This window comes from Streptomyces reniochalinae (genome assembly GCF_003323735.1).
Lineage (GTDB): Bacteria > Actinomycetota > Actinomycetes > Streptomycetales > Streptomycetaceae > Streptomyces > Streptomyces reniochalinae.
In genome coordinates this window covers 482,733-497,422 of record NZ_QOIM01000042.1, presented here as the reverse complement: position 1 = coordinate 497,422, position 14,690 = coordinate 482,733, and the positions used below count along the sequence as shown (strand labels likewise).

The following is a 14,690-nucleotide window of genomic DNA, read 5'->3' as shown; positions in this document are numbered from 1 at the left end:
GCCCGGATGCCGCCCAGGACGCCCCCATCCCGCCCCCGGCCCCGCGCCGGCGCGCGCACCCACCCGAGGGAGACCCATGTCCGCACAACCGCCCGCCGGCCTGTCCGCCGCGCTGTCGGACCTGGCCGCCGACCGTGCGCTGCTGGGACGTACCAGCACGGCCGAACGCGTGGCGGCCATTCTGCGCGAGCGGATAGCCCGGGGCTCCTTCCCGCCCGGTACCCGGCTCTCGGAGGAGCGCATCTGCGGTGCCCTCGGCGTCTCGCGCAACACCCTGCGGGAGGCGTTCCGGCTGCTGACGCACGAGAGGCTGCTCGTCCACCGGCTGAACCGGGGCACGTTCGTCCGCGTGCTGACCGACACCGACATCGTGGACATCTACCGCGTCCGCCGCCTCGTCGAGTGCGCGGCCCTGCGCGGGCTCGGTGAGCCGCCGTACGACGTGGCCGAGGTGCGGGCGGCCGTCACGGCGGGCGAGAAGGCGGCGGCCGACGGCGACTGGCAGGAGTGCTCGACCGCCAACATCCGCTTCCACCAGGCACTGGCCGGCCTCGCCGGCAGCGTCCGCACCGACGAGATGATGCGCGGCGTGCTGGCCGAACTGCGGCTCGCGTTCCACATCATGGGCGACCTGCGCCGCTTCCACGATCCCTACCTCACGCGCAACCAGGAGCTCGCCGGAGCTCTGGAGGCGGGGCGGAAGGCCGCGGCCGAGCAGCTGCTGGCGGCCTATCTGGACGACTCGCTGCGGCAGCTGCTGGAGGCGTACCCGTAAGGCACCCCCTCGGGACAGCGGGTCCCGCCGGCCGCGTCGCGGCGACAGCCGAGTGACGGCCTCCGAGTGAGGGGAGGGCCTCCGAGTGACATGGCTCACTCTTGTCGGATCGTTCAACAATCCTCTAGCCTCCCGTGGAATTCGCTTCACCGGAATCCGCTTGGCGGAAGTCGCTTCATGGAAGGCGGAGGCGACATGATCGTTCTCCTCGGCGTCCTCGTGGTGGTCCTCGGCTTCGCGACGCGCCGCAACCCGCTGCTCGTCGTCGGAGTGGCGGGGATCGTCACAGGGCTGCTCGGCAAGCTCTCCCCCGTCGAGATCCTGCGGACCTTCGGCGAGAGCTTCGCGTCCAGCCGGTCGGTGACGATCTTCGCGATCACGCTGCCCGTCATCGGCCTCCTGGAACGCAACGGTCTCCAGCAGCAGGCCCGCACCCTCATCGGCAAGCTCGGCACCAAGCTGACCACCGGACGCTTCCTGACCCTCTACCTGCTGCTGCGGCAGCTCACCGCGGCCGTCGGCTTGCAGACCATCGGCGGCCCCGCACAGAGCGTCCGCCCGATGATCGCGCCGATGGCCGAGGCCGCCACCGAACGCATGAACGAGGACCGCCCGCTGCCCCGGAAGGTCCGCGAGAAGGTGCGCTCGCACGCCGCCGGCACCGACACGGTGGGCCTCTTCTTCGGCGAGGACTGCTTCCTCGCCATCGGCTCCATCCTGCTGATCACCGGCCTGGTCAACAGCACATACCACACCCACCTGGAGCCGCTGCACCTCGCGCTGTGGGCCGTCCCCAGCGCCGTGTGCGCCTTCTTCATCCACGGCGGCAGGCTGCTGCGCCTCGACCGGAAACTGGAGCGCGACCTGGTGACCGCGAACGCCGAGATGGCAGTGGCGCGCGAGGACGCGCAAGGGCGCTCCCCGGAAAGCACGGAAGGCGGGGCCGCCAAGTGATCAAATCCGAGTGGTTCTTCTGGCTGGTCGGCGCCGTCTTCGTCATCATGGCGGCCCAGATGCTGCGCGACCGCACCAACCCCAAGCGCCACGGCACGGCCGCCTTCTGGGGGCTGCTGGGCGTCTGCTTCTTCTACAGCACCTGGGTCAACGAGAAGTCCCTGCCCGCCGAACCCCTGGGGGTGGCCGTCCTCGGCCTCATCTGCGTCGGCGGCTTCAACCTCACCGGCAAGGGCGTCCCGCAGACCACCAGCGAGTCCGAACGCGCCACGCTGGCCGCACGCTTCGGCGCCAAGCTGTTCATCCCCGCGCTGACCATCCCGCTGGTCGCCATGGTGTGCGCCGTCCTGGTCGCCAAGGTCGAGATCGGCGGCAGCCCCGTACTCGAAGAGGGCAGCGAGACCATCCTCGGACTCGGCCTCGGCGCCATCGTCGCACTGGCCGTCGGCATGTGGGTGCTGCGCGAACGGCGCGTCAGCGTGCCCCTGCACGCCGGGCGCGGGCTGCTGGAGTCCATGGGCTGGGCCCTGCTGCTGCCCCAGCTGCTCGCCGTACTGGGAGCGATATTCCAGGCCGCGGGCGTCGGCACCCAGGTACGCGAGATCACCGAATCCATCCTTCCGGACGGCCAGAAGCTGGCGGCCGTCGCGCTGTACTGCGCGGGCATGTTCGTCTTCACCGTCATCATGGGCAACGCCTTCGCCGCCTTCCCCGTGATGACCGCGGCCGTCGGCTGGCCCGTCCTGATCGAGCAGATGAACGGCGATCCCGCCGCCGTCCTCGCGGTCGGCATGCTCGCCGGATTCTGCGGCACCCTGTGCACGCCCATGGCGGCCAACTTCAACCTCGTCCCCGCGGCACTGCTGGAGCTCAAGGACCAGTACGGGCCGATCAAGGCCCAGGCCCCCACCGCGGTGGCGCTGCTGGCCTGCAACATCGCCATCGTCTACCTCTTCGCCTTCTAGGAGCGGCCCCCGTGACTGCGCCCCCGCCCGCCGCGCCCGACCCCTCCTCCCCCGCGCAGGTACTGGTCACCGGGTTCGCCCCCTTCGACGGCGAGGAGGTCAACCCCTCCTGGCAGGCCGCCGAACTGCTCGCCGCCGACCCCCCGCCCGGGGTCCGGGTGCGGGCGGTACGGATCAGCTGCGCCTTCGGCACGGCCCTTGAGGAGCTGCGCGCCGCCGTCGAGGACGCCGGGGACGGGCTCGACCTGGTGGTGTGCCTGGGCCAGGCGGGCGGCCGCACCGACCTGACCGTCGAACGCGTCGCCCTCAACGTCGACGACGCCCGCATACCCGACAACGCGGGCCGCCGGCCCGTGGACGAGCCCGTGGTGGCGGGCGGCCCCGCCGCCTACTTCAGCACCCTGCCCATCAAGGCCTGCGCCGCCGCGGCGCGGGAGGCCGGCGTCCCCGCCTCCGTCTCCCAGACGGCGGGCACCTTCGTGTGCAACCACCTCTTCTACGGACTCGCGCACCTGCTGGCCACCGAGCACCCCGCGGTGCGCGGCGGTTTCGTCCACGTCCCCTACACCCCGCAGCAGGCCGCGGCCCACGCCCCGACCCCACCCTCGCTCTCCGTACGCGACGCCGCACACGGCCTGGCCGCCATGGTGGCCACCGCGGCGCGCACGACGGTGGACCTGCGCGTGGCGGGAGGAGCGACACATTGAGCGGCACGACCGGACCGGAGGGCACCGTCGAGGGCGCCGGGAGCACCACAGACGCCGAGGGCGTCACGAGCCGGCGCGAACGGTGGGAGGCGCTGGTGGAGCGGCTGCCACGCTTCGCCGAGGTCGCCCTCGCCAACGTCACCCGGGAGTATCCGAACGCCCCGGCGCACCTGCTCGCCGGACGCGGGGAACTGGTGGAGCCGCGCCGGTTCCACCCCGCCTTCTACGGGGCCTACGACTGGCACTCGTCCGTCCACATGCACTGGCTCCTCCTGCGGTCGCTGCGGCTGCCGTGGAATGGCGCGGAACCCGCCCTGCGGGACGCGGTGGTGCGCACACTCGACCGGCACCTGACGCCCGAAGCGCTGACGGCCGAGAGCGCCTACCTGCGGGCCCACCCCTCGTTCGAGCGGCCCTACGGCTGGGCATGGCTGCTGGCGCTCGCCGGTGAGAGCGGCGCGTGCGCGGACACGGACATCGGCCTCACGGCGGACCAGCGGGACGCAGGGGCGGAGCCGTACGCCGAAGCGGAGCCCTACGCAGGGGCGGAGCCCTACGGTGCGGAAGAGCGCGCCGGTGCGGCAGCGTGGCGGGCGGCTCTCGTCCCCGCCGCCGGAACCGCCGCCGAGCTGCTCTGCGACTGGCTGCCCAAGGCCACCTACCCCGTGCGGCACGGCACCCACGCCAACAGCGCGTTCGCCCTCGGCCTCGTGCTGGACAGCGCCGAACGAGCCGGCGTGCCGCACCTCGTGGCGCCGGTGGCCGAGAAGGTACGCGAGTGGTACGTGCCCGACCACGGCGCGGCCACCCGCTGGGAGCCGTCGGGGCAGGACTTCCTCTCCCCGCTGCTGTGCGAGGCGGACACCGTGCGCCGCGTGCTGCCGGCAGAGGAGTTCGCCGCATGGGTGGGCCGGTTCCTGCCGGAGCTGGACGAGTCGAGAGGAGCGGACTTCCTCCCGCCACCGCGCATCTCGGACACGGCTGACCCGCAGATCGGCCACCTGCTCGGTCTGTGTCTGAGCCGCTCGGCGGCCCTGCGCTCCATCGCCGGTGCGCTGCCCAGCGGCGATCCACGTACCGCCGCCCTGCACGCGTCCGCCGACGCCAACCTCGCTGCCGCGCTCCCGGCCACCACGTCGGGGGACTTCACCACGGACCACTGGCTGGCGACGTTCGCGGCCCTCGCCCTGGGCAGCGGCATCCCGGACTGACGGACCGCTGCCTCCCGGACCGCCCGTGAGACGGTCCGGGACGGGCGCCCGCGGTCAGTCCAGGAGCGGCCGCACCTCCTCTGCGGCGAAGCGGACGAAGGTCTCGGGGTCGGGTTCGTCCGCGGTGGGCTGGAGGACGACGGTGTCCGCGCCCGCCGCGACCGCTTCCGCGACCGCCTCGGCGACAGCGGCGGCGCCGCCCGCGACACCCGGTCCCGCCTCGGGGTCCTGGCCCTCGCGCAGCCGCTCGGCGCGCAGCCGGGCCGCCGCGTCGGGTCCTGTGGCGGTGCTGAGGTAGTGGACGATCTCGTGGTGTCCCGTGCGGGAGGCCGCCGCGCGGCCCTCGTCGACGAGGTACCGCGCGTGCCGGATGCCGTCCGGTGCGGTGTTGGCATCCAGCACCGTGCCGTCCGCGGCCTCGCCGCTCAGCCGCAGCGAACGCGGCCCGCGTGCGCCCGCGAACACGGCCGTGTCCGCGGGGTCGTCGCCCGGCGGCCAGTCCAGGGCGACGTCGTCGAGCCGCACGTACCGGCCCTCGACCGTGACCCGTTCACCGCGCAGCAGCGCCCGCATGGCGTCCAGGTGCTCCCGAAGCAGCGTGACGGGCGAGTCGGCACGGGCGCCGGCCTGCCCCATCCACCCCTGCACCCCGTGGCCGAGGCCGACGGCGAAGCGGCCGGGGAAGAGCCGGCGCAGGGTGGCCGTCTCCATGGTGGTCAGCGCGACGTTGCGCAGCGGGACGGGGAGCAGGCCGACGCCCACCCGCAGCCGCCGCGTCCAGGCGAGCGCGGCGGCGGCCGCCGCGACACCGCTCTGGAGGAAGCAGTCCTCCCACAGCCACAGTTGGTCCAGTCCGGCCTCGTCCGCGGCCCGGGCGATGTCCCGCAGGCGTTCCGGGGGGAGTTGGGGACGGAAGACAGCACCAAGAGACGTCATGCTCCTGTCCTATCCCGGGTGGCACCCCTCCGGCAACGGAATACCGCCCGCGCGGCGGCCGCCGCTCTCAGCGCCCGCCGTGCTCGGCACCCGCAGGTCACTCCTCCGGCGGGAAGACCGCCTCTCCCGTATCGGCCAGGGTCACGGTGATGGCCTCGACGGGGCACCCCTCGGCAGCGGAGCGCACCTCCTCCGAGGGGGCGCGCTCCGTCTCCACGGGCCGGGACTGGCGGGCGGCGTCCAGCCGGAACGCCTCCGGTGCGCCTGCGGTGCACATCCCCGAACCGATGCACAGGTCCCTGTCCACCTCGATATGCCAGCGGTCGGCCGTGGCCATGGGCGCTCCCTTCGCTGTTCGTCTCGGATTCCGACGGTCCCGCGCCTGTGTGCCCCGCAGGCCCGTCGCCCCGCGCCCACGGGCCTGCGGAGCGGCGCTCACGCCTCGGCCGGCAGGTGGATCATCTTGTGCTCCAGGTACTCCGCGTACCCCTCCGGGCCGAACTCGCGGCCGATGCCGGAGTTCTTGTAGCCGCCGAAGGGGCCGAGCATGTCGAGGCTGAAGGTGTTCACGGAGTAGGTGCCGGTGCGCACGCGGCGGGCGACGTCGACGCCGCGTTCGGTGTCGGCCGTCCACACGCTGCCGGAGAGCCCGTAGTCGGAGTCGTTGGCGATGCGGACCGCCTCGTCCTCGCCGTCGTACGCCAGTAGGCAGATGACGGGGCCGAAGATCTCCTCGCGGGCGATCCGCATGGAGTTCTCGACGTTCCCGAAGAGCGTGGGCTCCACGTACCAGCCCGTCGGCATCGCCTCGGGCGTCCCCCCGCCCGCCAGGACCTCGGCGCCCTCCTTCCGGCCGAGGGCGATGTAGTCGAGGGAGCGCTGCCGTTGGCGCGCGGCGACCAGGGGGCCCACCTCGGTCGCGGGGTCGAGCGGATCGCCCACGGTCAGCGCCTCGGCGGCGGCCCGGAAGCGCGCGGCGATCTCGTCGTAGCGCTCGCGCGGCGCCAGGATGCGCGTCTGGGCCACGCACGCCTGGCCGTTGATCATCCACGCGAACGGAGTGATGCCCGCCACCGCCGCGTCCAGGTCGGCGTCGGGCAGGATGACGGCCGCCGACTTGCCGCCCAGCTCCAGCGTGACGCGGGTCAGGTTGCGGGAAGCCACCTCCATCACGCGTTTGCCCGCCGCGACCGATCCTGTGAAGGAGACCTTGTCGACCCCCGGGTGGCCCACCAGGTACTCGCTCACCTCCCGGCCGGCGGGGAGGATCGAGAGCACACCGGGCGGGAGTCCGGCCTCCTGCGCGATCTCGGCCAGCACGTAGGCGTCCAGCGGGGTCTCGGGCGAGACCTTGAGCACCACGGAGCAGCCGGCCAGCAGCGCGGGCGCCACCTTGGCCGCGGCCGTGAACTGCGGCACGTTCCAGGGCACCACGCCCGCCACCACGCCCACCGGCTCCCGCCGCACCAGCAGCGGGCCGAGCGCGCCCGCCCTGCGCTCCTCGTAGGGGAAGCCGGCGGCGATTCCGAGCGCCGCGTCCCACACCATCATCGCGGCCAGCGACTGCACCATCACACCCGAGGTGTACGGGGTGCCGTTCTGCGCGCTGATGAGCTGGGCGATCTCCTCGCTGCGCGCAGCGAGGGCGTCCTTGATACGGGTGACGGTCCCGATGCGCTCGGCCTGCGAACGCCCCGACCACACGCCCGAGTCGAAGGACTCGCGCGCGGCCCCCACCGCGCGGTCGACGTCGGCGCGTGAGGCGTGCGGCACGCGGCCGATGGGCTGCTCGGTGTGCGGCGAGACCACCTCGATCGTCCCGTCGCCCGCGGGGTCGGTGAACGCGCCCCCGATGTAGAGCTGCTGGTGTTCGACGTACATGCCCATGCCCTCCCTCTCCCACCGCACGGCCGCGCGCCGCGCGGTGCCGTGTGACGCCCGACACCCCGCTGACAGCGCATCAGAACTAGTACCAGTTCTAGTTCTAGGGAACAATGCCTGTGCCAGCCCTCGTCTCCAGGCCGGCCGGACCTCCCGGCGGCCGGACTCGGGTACGCAATCCTCCGGGAGCCGCCGCCATGACGGACGCGCCGCACGCGCCGCAGCCCACCGGGCCCCAGCCGGGTACAGAACCGCGGCGGGGCGCCGAACCGCAACGGGCCGCCGAGCCGCGGCCATCCACCACGCGGGCCACCGAACCGCGAGGGACCGCCGAGCGGTCCGCCCGGCCGCCGCGGGTCACCGCCCACGGGGGCGGGATCTGGAGCATCCCCGTCCCCATTCCGGACAACCCGCTCGGCCACACCCTCGTGTACGTGATCGACACGGACGCCGGACCCGTCCTGGTCGACACCGGCTGGGACGACCCCACCTCCTGGCAGACCCTCGTCGACGGACTGGCCGCCTGCGGCACCTCGGTGGGCTCCCTGCACGGCGTCCTGGTCACCCACCACCACCCCGACCACCACGGCCTGTCGGCGCGCGTCCGCGAGGAGTCCGGCGCGTGGATCGCGATGCACGCCGCGGACGCCGCCGTGGTGCGCCGCTCCCGCAGCTCCGACAAGCGGCAGTGGCTCGGCTACCTCGTCGGGAAACTCACCGCGGCCGGGGCTCCCGAGGCGCACACCGCGCCGCTGCGCGCCGCCCTGGCCGACGGCTCGGGCGGGCCGCTGCCGGGCGCACGGGCCGCACTGCCCGACCGCGAGATCGAGCCGAACGCGCTGCTCGCCCTGGAGGGGCGCCGCCTGCGGGCGATCTGGACCCCGGGCCACACCCCGGGGCACGTGTGCCTGCACCTGGAGGAGCGGCATCCCGAGCAGCGACCGCAGCCGGGCGAGGCGGCCACGGACCACGGCGGCGGACGGCTCTTCTCCGGCGACCACCTGCTGCCGGGGATCAGCCCCCACATCGGCCTGTACGAGGACCCGGACAGCGACGAGATCACCGATCCGCTCGGCGACTACCTCGACTCCCTGGAACGGATCGCCGGGCTCGCCCCCGCCGAGGTGCTGCCCGCCCACCAGTACGCGTTCACCGGGGCCGGGGCCCGCGTGGACGAGCTGACCTCCCACCACGCGGAGCGCCTCACCGACCTGCGCGCGCTGCTCGCCGAGCGGGAGCTCACCCCCTGGCAGCTCGCCGAGTCGATGCGCTGGAACCGGCCGTGGGAGCAGATCCCGTTCGGCTCCCGCACCATCGCCGTGGCGGAAGCCGAGGCCCACCTGCGCCGCCTGGTCAAACTCGGCCACGCGGAAGCCGTCCCCGGCAGCGCCCCCGTCACCTACCGCGCCGCCGACTGACGCGGCCCCGCACGGTCCGGACGCGGGCCGCTCAGGGCCGAGGGGCCGCCGGGCGCCTGGTCCCGCTACAGTGGCCGACAGACGAACAACGCCTCCGACCGGGGGAAGCCGGTGCGAATCCGGCGCTGACCCGCAACCGTGAGCGGGCCACCGCGGCGTCGTCGTCCGTACCGCCGTGCGCCGCAGCAGCAGCCGTCGCCGCAGCCGCACGGCGTACGCACGTGCGACGGCTGCCGGCGGCCGCGAGCCGGAGCACCCGGTCGAAGGTGGGCTCCCGTGGCCGTCAGGCCACCGGCACCGTCGAGGTATACGGAGCCGAGCCCGGTGCACCGTGGTGCGGACCGCGCTCTCGTGCGGACCCGTAGGGCGGGGCGGCCGTGCCCGGCTGCGGTCCGCTCCCGTCACCGAAAGGCACCCGCAATGTCACCGCGCCGCCGCCGCGCCACGGTCCTCGCCGCCGCCACCGTGCTGTGCGCGAGCGCCGCACCCGTGGCATCCGCCACCGCACCCGCGGCCCCGGTCCCCTCCCGTGCCGTCGCGGACCTGGCCCCGGCACAGGACGCGAAGCCGTCCGACCTGCCGGGCGGGCTCTACGGCGACGCCGACCCCCGGTACGACGGGGTGTGGCGGCAGTCGATGGCCCTGCTCGCCCTCGACGGTGCGGGCGCCGTGCCCGCGAAGAAGGCCGTGGACTGGCTCACGGGCCAGCAGTGCGCCGACGGCTCGTTCACCGCGTACCGCGCCGACCCGGCCGAGAAGTGCGATCCGGACACCACCCCCTCCGACGTCAATGCCACCACCCTCGCCGTGCAGGCCCTCGCGGCGGTCGGCGGACGCGGCAAGGCGGTCCGCGAAGGGGTGGACTGGCTGGTGTCCGTGCAGAACAAGGACGGCGGCTGGGGCTCCGCGGCCGACGCCCCCTCCGACGCCAACTCCACCTCGCTGGCCATCGGCGCCCTGCACGCCGCGGGCGAGGACGCGGCGAAGACGACCGCGCCGGGCGGTGCGTCGCCGTACGACGCGCTGCTGTCCTTCCAGCTCACCTGCTCCTCCAAGGGCATCGAGGACGCACCCGGCCAACAGGGCGCCTTCGCCTACCGGCCGGACAAGAAGGACAAGCTCACCCCGAACAACGACGCCACGGCCGCCGCCGCCCTCGCGGCCCTGGGCGAGGGCGTCCTCGTCGACCCGCAGGACAAGGACGCCAAGAGCAAGCCGGTGACGCCGCTGAAGTGCGCGACCGGTGACGGGGGCGGGGACACGAAGGGCGAGGGCAACGGGGACGGCGGGGGTGTACCCGGCGGGCGTGAGGAAGCCGCGGGCGCGGGCGCGGCCTACCTGGCCTCGGTGCTGAAGAAGAACGGCGGCCACTTCACCACGGTCATGCCGGGCGACGACAAGGAACAGCCCGACTACGCCAACACCGCGGACGCGGTGATCGCCCTGGCGGCGGGCGGCCATCGCAACGAGGCGAAGTCCTCCCTGACCTGGCTGGCGGACAACCTCGACAAGTGGGACAAGTCCAAGAACGATCCCGCCGCCCTCGGCGCCCTCATGCTCGCCTCCCGCGCCACCGGGGGCGACCCGGCGAAGCTCGGCGGCACCGACCTGCTGGCCCGCCTGACCGACACGGGTCCCCGGCCCGCCCAGATGCCCGACGCGGACAACGGCTCCTCCGAGTCCGAGAAGAAGGACGACGGCGCCACCATCCCCGTGTGGGCCTTCGTCCTCGTCGGCCTCGCCGTCGGCGCCGGCTTCGGCATCCTGCTGAGCGGCCGCCGCAAGAGGCAGCAGCTGTGAGGGGCCGCACGGTGCGCGCCGCCATACCGGCGAAGGCCCGGCCCTCCCGGTCGCCGGGCGCCGGTACCCGCGTCCGCGCACGCGCCCGGCCCGGGGCCGCGGTGGGCACGCTCCTGGCCGCCGTCCTCGCGGTGTTCACGGTGTGCGCGGTGTTCGCGCTGCCCGCACCGCACGCGCACGCCGCCGACTCCGCGCGGCCCGCGGCCGGGACGGGCTACCGCTACTGGTCCTTCTGGCAGCAGGCCCAGGACGGCTCCTGGGCCTACGCCACCGAGGGCCCGGCCACCCAGCGCCCCGGCGACGGTGACACCCTCGGCTTCCGCTTCGCCCTGAGCGAGGACTCCCAGCAGGCCGCGAAGCCGCGCGGCACCACGACGTTCGCGGCGGCCTGCGAGAAGACCGAGCCAGAGGACGGCAGCAAGCGCGTCGCCGTCCGCATCGACTTCGGCACCCGCGCCGACGCGCCCGAGAGCGAGACGGGGGCGCCCCCCGCACCCAGGACCCGGTGCGCCCTCGTACCCGAGAAGGCGTCAGCCGCCGAGGTTTTGGCCAAGGTCGCCTCCCCGCTCCGTTACGGCTCGGGATCCCTGCTGTGCGCCATCGACCACTACCCCGCCAAGGGGTGCGGCGAGCAGGCGGGCAGCGACGGTAGCTTTGAGAACGGCGATGGCGGCGACGACGGACAGGGCGGCGGGGACCGCGGCGCCCGGAGCGACGAGGGCAGCGGCAGTGACGCCGACGGCGGAGGCATCTCGTCAGGGCTGGGGCTGACCGCGGGCGTCGCGGCCGTCGCGATCCTGGGCCTCGCGGCGTTCTGGCAGGCCCGCCGCCGAAGGCACTGACCGATGCGCCGCTCGCTCCCGGACGCACCGCACACCCGGCACGGTGCCGCCGCCCCCCGGGGTACGGACGCTGGAACGGCGGCCCCAGGCCGTCCGCTGCCGAAAGCACCGTACACCCGCGGCCGTACGCTCTCCGCCCGCCCCCTGGCGAGAGCGCCACTCACCACCCGCAGCACCGCCCTCCACCCCGGCGCCTGGTGGCTGTGGGCGCTGGGGCTCGCCACCGCCGCGTCCCGCACCACCAATCCGCTGCTCCTCGCACTGGTGATCGCGGTCGCGGGATACGTCGTCGCCGTGCGCCGCACCGACGCGCCCTGGGCCCGCTCGTACGCCGCCTTCCTCAGACTGGGCGTCCTCGTGCTCGCCATCCGTCTCGTCCTCGCCTTCTTCCTCGGCTCGCCCGTACCCGGCACCCACCTGCTCGTCGAACTGCCGGAAGTACCGCTCCCCGAGTGGGCGCAGGGCGTGCGGATCGGGGGGAGAGTGACGGCGGAGGGCATGGTCTTCGCCCTGTACGACGGGCTCAAACTGGCCACCCTGCTCGTCTGCGTCGGCGCCGCGAACGCCCTCGCCAACCCGGCCAGGCTGCTCAAGTCGCTGCCGGGCGCCCTCTACGAGGCCGGGGTCGCGGTGGTGGTCGCGATGACGTTCGCGCCCCACCTCGTCGCCGACGTGCGACGGCTGCGGGCGGCACGCCGGCTGCGGGGGCGCGGCGAGCGCGGGCTGCGCGGCGTGGTCCAGGTCGGGCTCCCGGTACTGGAGGGCGCGTTGGAGCGCTCGGTGGCGCTCGCGGCGGCGATGGACGCGCGCGGATACGGCCGCACGGCTCGCGTACCGGTCGCGGTACGCCGCATCACCACCGCGCTCACCCTCGGCGGACTCCTGGGTGTGTGCGCCGGCACCTACGGCCTGCTGGCCGCACAGGGCGCCGGTTTCGGACTGCCGGTGCTGCTGGCCGGGCTGGCGCTCGCGCTGGCCGGGCTCTGGCTGGGCGGCAGGCGAACCGTCCGCACCCGCTACCGCCCCGACCGGTGGGGCCCGCGAGCCTGGCTCGTCGCCGCGTCGGGGGCCGCCGTCGCCGGACTCATGATCACCGCCGCCGACGCGCTCCCCGCAGCGCTCGCACCTCCCGCCGTCCCGCTCCAGGCTCCCGAACTGCCCCTGTGGCCCGCCGCCGCCGTCCTCCTCGGCCTGCTCCCCGCCGCCGTCGCCCCCGCCGCGCCTGCCCCCGCGACCGGCTCAGGCTCCGGACCCGGCTCCGGGTCCAGGTCCGGTTCCGGGTCCGAACCGGACTCCGGCACGGCGGCCGCCGCGGGCACCGGGAGCCGCACGAAGAGAGCGGGACGGCCCCCTGGCGACGTCCCCTCACCCCGGCCGGACAGCGACGACGGCGGCCCCCACAGGACCGCGCGGGCGCTGCGGGGCCGGAACGACGACGAGCAGGAGCGCGCACAGTGATCCACTTCGACCACGTCTCGGTCGTCTACGAGGACGCGCCGCAACCCGCCCTCCCCACCGTCGACGCCCACCTCCCCGAAGGGGAACTGTGCCTGCTCATCGGCGCGAGCGGATCGGGCAAGTCCACGCTGCTGGGCACCGTCTCCGGCCTCGTCCCGCACTTCACCGGCGGCACCCTGCACGGCCGAGTGACCGTGGGGGGCCGCGACACCCGCACCCACAAACCCCGCGAACTCGCCGACCTGGTGGGAACGGTGGGTCAGGACCCGCTCGCCCACTTCGTCACCGACACCGTCGAGGACGAACTGGCCTACGGCATGGAATCGCTGGGGCTGCCCGCGGCCACCATGCGCCGCCGCGTCGAGGAAACCCTCGACCTGCTCGGCCTCAACGACCTCCGCGACCGCCCCATCGCCTCCCTCTCCGGCGGCCAGCAGCAGCGCGTGGCCATCGGCTCGGTCCTCACCCCGCACCCCGAGGTCCTCGTACTCGACGAGCCGACCTCGGCACTCGACCCGCCCGCCGCCGAGGAGGTGCTCGCCGTCATCCAGCGCCTGGTCCACGACCTGGGCACCACCGTGCTCATGGCGGAACACCGCCTTGAGCGCGTGGTGCAGTACGCCGACCAGGTACTGCTGCTGTCCCCCGACGGCACCGCACGCCTCGGCGACCCGGCAGCGATGCTCGCCGTCTCGCCCGTGCGGCCACCCGTGACGGAACTCGGCGACCTCGCGGGCTGGGACCCCCTCCCCCTCTCCGTACGCGACGCGCGCCGCAGAGCGCACGGCCTCCGGGAGCGCCTGGCGACCCGTGTTCCCGGTGCGGGCGCGACCCCGGTGGCCGCCCCCGCACCGCCCACCTCAGCGGATGCCGCCAGCCCATCCGCTCCCGCCGTCCCGCCGGGTCCCGCTGTCCGACCTGCCTCCGCCGTCTCGCCCGACGACTCCGCTCCACCGCTCGCCGAGACCTCGCGGCTCGGGCTCGTGCGCGGTCGGGTGACGGCCCTGCACGACGTCAGCCTCCGCATACGCGCGGGAGAGACCGTCGCGCTCATGGGCCGCAACGGCGCCGGAAAGTCCACCCTCCTCAACACCCTCGTCGGCATGCACCGCCCCACCTCGGGCCGGGTCACGGTGGAGGGCAGAGTGCCGCACCGGACACGCCCGGCAGAGCTGCTGCGCCACGCCGGTCTCGTACCGCAGGAGCCACGCGATCTGCTCTACGCCGACACCGTCGCCCGGGAGTGCCGGTCGGCCGACGCGGACGCGGGCGCGGACCCCGGCACCTGCCGCGCCCTCGTCTCCCGGCTGCTGCCCGGCATCCCCGGCACCGCACACCCCCGCGACCTGTCGGAGGGCCAACGGCTCGCCCTCGCCCTGGCCATCATCCTCACGGCCAGGCCACCACTGTTGCTGCTGGACGAGCCCACGCGCGGTCTGGACTACGCGGCGAAGGCCCGGCTGGTGGCGCTGCTGCGCGAACTCGCCGACCAGGGGCACGCGCTGGTACTGGCCACCCATGACGTCGAGCTGGTGGCCGAGATCGCCCACCGGGTCGTCATCCTCGCCCAGGGCGAGACCGTGGCCGACGGGCCCACCCACGAGGTCATCACCTCCTCTCCCGCCTACGCCCCGCAGGTCTCCAAGATCCTCGCCCCGCAGCCGTGGCTGACGGTCGCCCAGGTCAGGGAGGCGCTGTGAGACGGCACGCTGTGAGGCGGCGCTCAGACCCGGCAGCGGGGCC

General features: G+C 74.3%; 13 protein-coding genes. 10 read left to right on the top strand and 3 right to left on the bottom strand.

Features of this window, described 5'->3' with window-relative positions; translation table 11 throughout:
* Nucleotides 1–76: 76 nt before the first annotated feature.
* From DQ392_RS27570 to DQ392_RS27550, 5 genes are all read left to right on the top strand, one after another.
* Nucleotides 77–775, top strand: coding sequence for a GntR family transcriptional regulator (locus tag DQ392_RS27570; RefSeq protein WP_114018409.1), 699 nt, complete (start codon nucleotides 77–79; stop codon nucleotides 773–775).
* 195 nt (nucleotides 776–970) lie between these two features.
* Nucleotides 971–1,729: a DUF969 domain-containing protein gene (locus DQ392_RS27565; protein ID WP_114018662.1), complete on the top strand. Its 759-nt coding sequence runs from the start codon at nucleotides 971–973 to the stop codon at nucleotides 1,727–1,729.
* Nucleotides 1,726–2,694 carry a DUF979 domain-containing protein gene (locus DQ392_RS27560; protein ID WP_114018408.1) on the top strand — a complete coding sequence of 323 codons (969 nt, stop codon included), beginning with the start codon at nucleotides 1,726–1,728 and terminating at the stop codon, nucleotides 2,692–2,694. The genes DQ392_RS27565 and DQ392_RS27560 overlap by 4 nt, the downstream gene beginning before the upstream one ends.
* An 11-nt stretch (nucleotides 2,695–2,705) precedes the next feature.
* On the top strand, nucleotides 2,706–3,401 hold the full coding sequence (gene pcp, locus DQ392_RS27555) for a pyroglutamyl-peptidase I (protein ID WP_114018407.1): 696 nt from the start codon (nucleotides 2,706–2,708) through the stop codon (nucleotides 3,399–3,401).
* Between the two features lie 92 nt (nucleotides 3,402–3,493).
* Entirely contained in the window at nucleotides 3,494–4,612 is a 1,119-nt protein-coding gene (locus DQ392_RS27550) for a DUF2891 domain-containing protein (RefSeq protein WP_114018661.1), read from the top strand.
* A 54-nt stretch (nucleotides 4,613–4,666) separates the two neighbouring features.
* On the opposite strand, the gene DQ392_RS27545 is transcribed toward DQ392_RS27550, so the two are convergent.
* The 3 genes from DQ392_RS27545 to DQ392_RS27535 all read right to left on the bottom strand — a co-directional run bounded on the left by DQ392_RS27545 (nucleotide 4,667) and on the right by DQ392_RS27535 (nucleotide 7,435).
* Nucleotides 4,667–5,548, bottom strand: a complete 882-nt coding sequence (locus tag DQ392_RS27545) for an LLM class flavin-dependent oxidoreductase (RefSeq protein ID WP_114018406.1) — start codon at nucleotides 5,546–5,548, stop codon at nucleotides 4,667–4,669.
* A 97-nt stretch (nucleotides 5,549–5,645) separates the two neighbouring features.
* Nucleotides 5,646–5,885, bottom strand: a complete 240-nt coding sequence (locus DQ392_RS27540; protein ID WP_114018405.1) for a ferredoxin — start codon at nucleotides 5,883–5,885, stop codon at nucleotides 5,646–5,648.
* Between the two features lie 98 nt (nucleotides 5,886–5,983).
* A complete protein-coding gene (locus DQ392_RS27535) occupies nucleotides 5,984–7,435 on the bottom strand; it encodes an aldehyde dehydrogenase (protein ID WP_114018404.1) in 1,452 nt (483 codons plus the stop codon).
* A gap of 191 nt (nucleotides 7,436–7,626) precedes the next feature.
* Here DQ392_RS27535 and DQ392_RS27530 point away from each other — a divergent pair, with 191 nt between their 5' ends.
* The 5 genes from DQ392_RS27530 (at nucleotide 7,627) to DQ392_RS27510 (ending at nucleotide 14,647) form a co-directional block, all read left to right on the top strand.
* On the top strand, nucleotides 7,627–8,847 hold the full coding sequence (locus DQ392_RS27530; RefSeq protein WP_114018403.1) for a Strvi_7410 family MBL fold metallo-hydrolase: 1,221 nt from the start codon (nucleotides 7,627–7,629) through the stop codon (nucleotides 8,845–8,847).
* Nucleotides 8,848–9,267: 420 nt separating this feature from the next.
* The gene (locus tag DQ392_RS27525; protein ID WP_114018402.1) at nucleotides 9,268–10,647 is read left to right on the top strand and encodes an SCO2321 family membrane protein; all 1,380 of its coding nucleotides are present in this window, start codon (nucleotides 9,268–9,270) and stop codon (nucleotides 10,645–10,647) included.
* Nucleotides 10,648–10,778: 131 nt separating this feature from the next.
* Nucleotides 10,779–11,489 (top strand): SCO2322 family protein, encoded by a 711-nt coding sequence (locus DQ392_RS27520; protein WP_425470630.1) that lies wholly within the window; start codon nucleotides 10,779–10,781, stop codon nucleotides 11,487–11,489.
* A gap of 3 nt (nucleotides 11,490–11,492) precedes the next feature.
* Nucleotides 11,493–12,947 (top strand): energy-coupling factor transporter transmembrane component T, encoded by a 1,455-nt coding sequence (locus DQ392_RS27515; RefSeq protein ID WP_114018401.1) that lies wholly within the window; start codon nucleotides 11,493–11,495, stop codon nucleotides 12,945–12,947.
* Nucleotides 12,944–14,647, top strand: coding sequence for an ABC transporter ATP-binding protein (locus DQ392_RS27510; protein ID WP_114018400.1), 1,704 nt, complete (start codon nucleotides 12,944–12,946; stop codon nucleotides 14,645–14,647). Before DQ392_RS27515 ends, DQ392_RS27510 begins: the two co-directional genes overlap by 4 nt.
* Nucleotides 14,648–14,690: the final 43 nt, after the last annotated feature.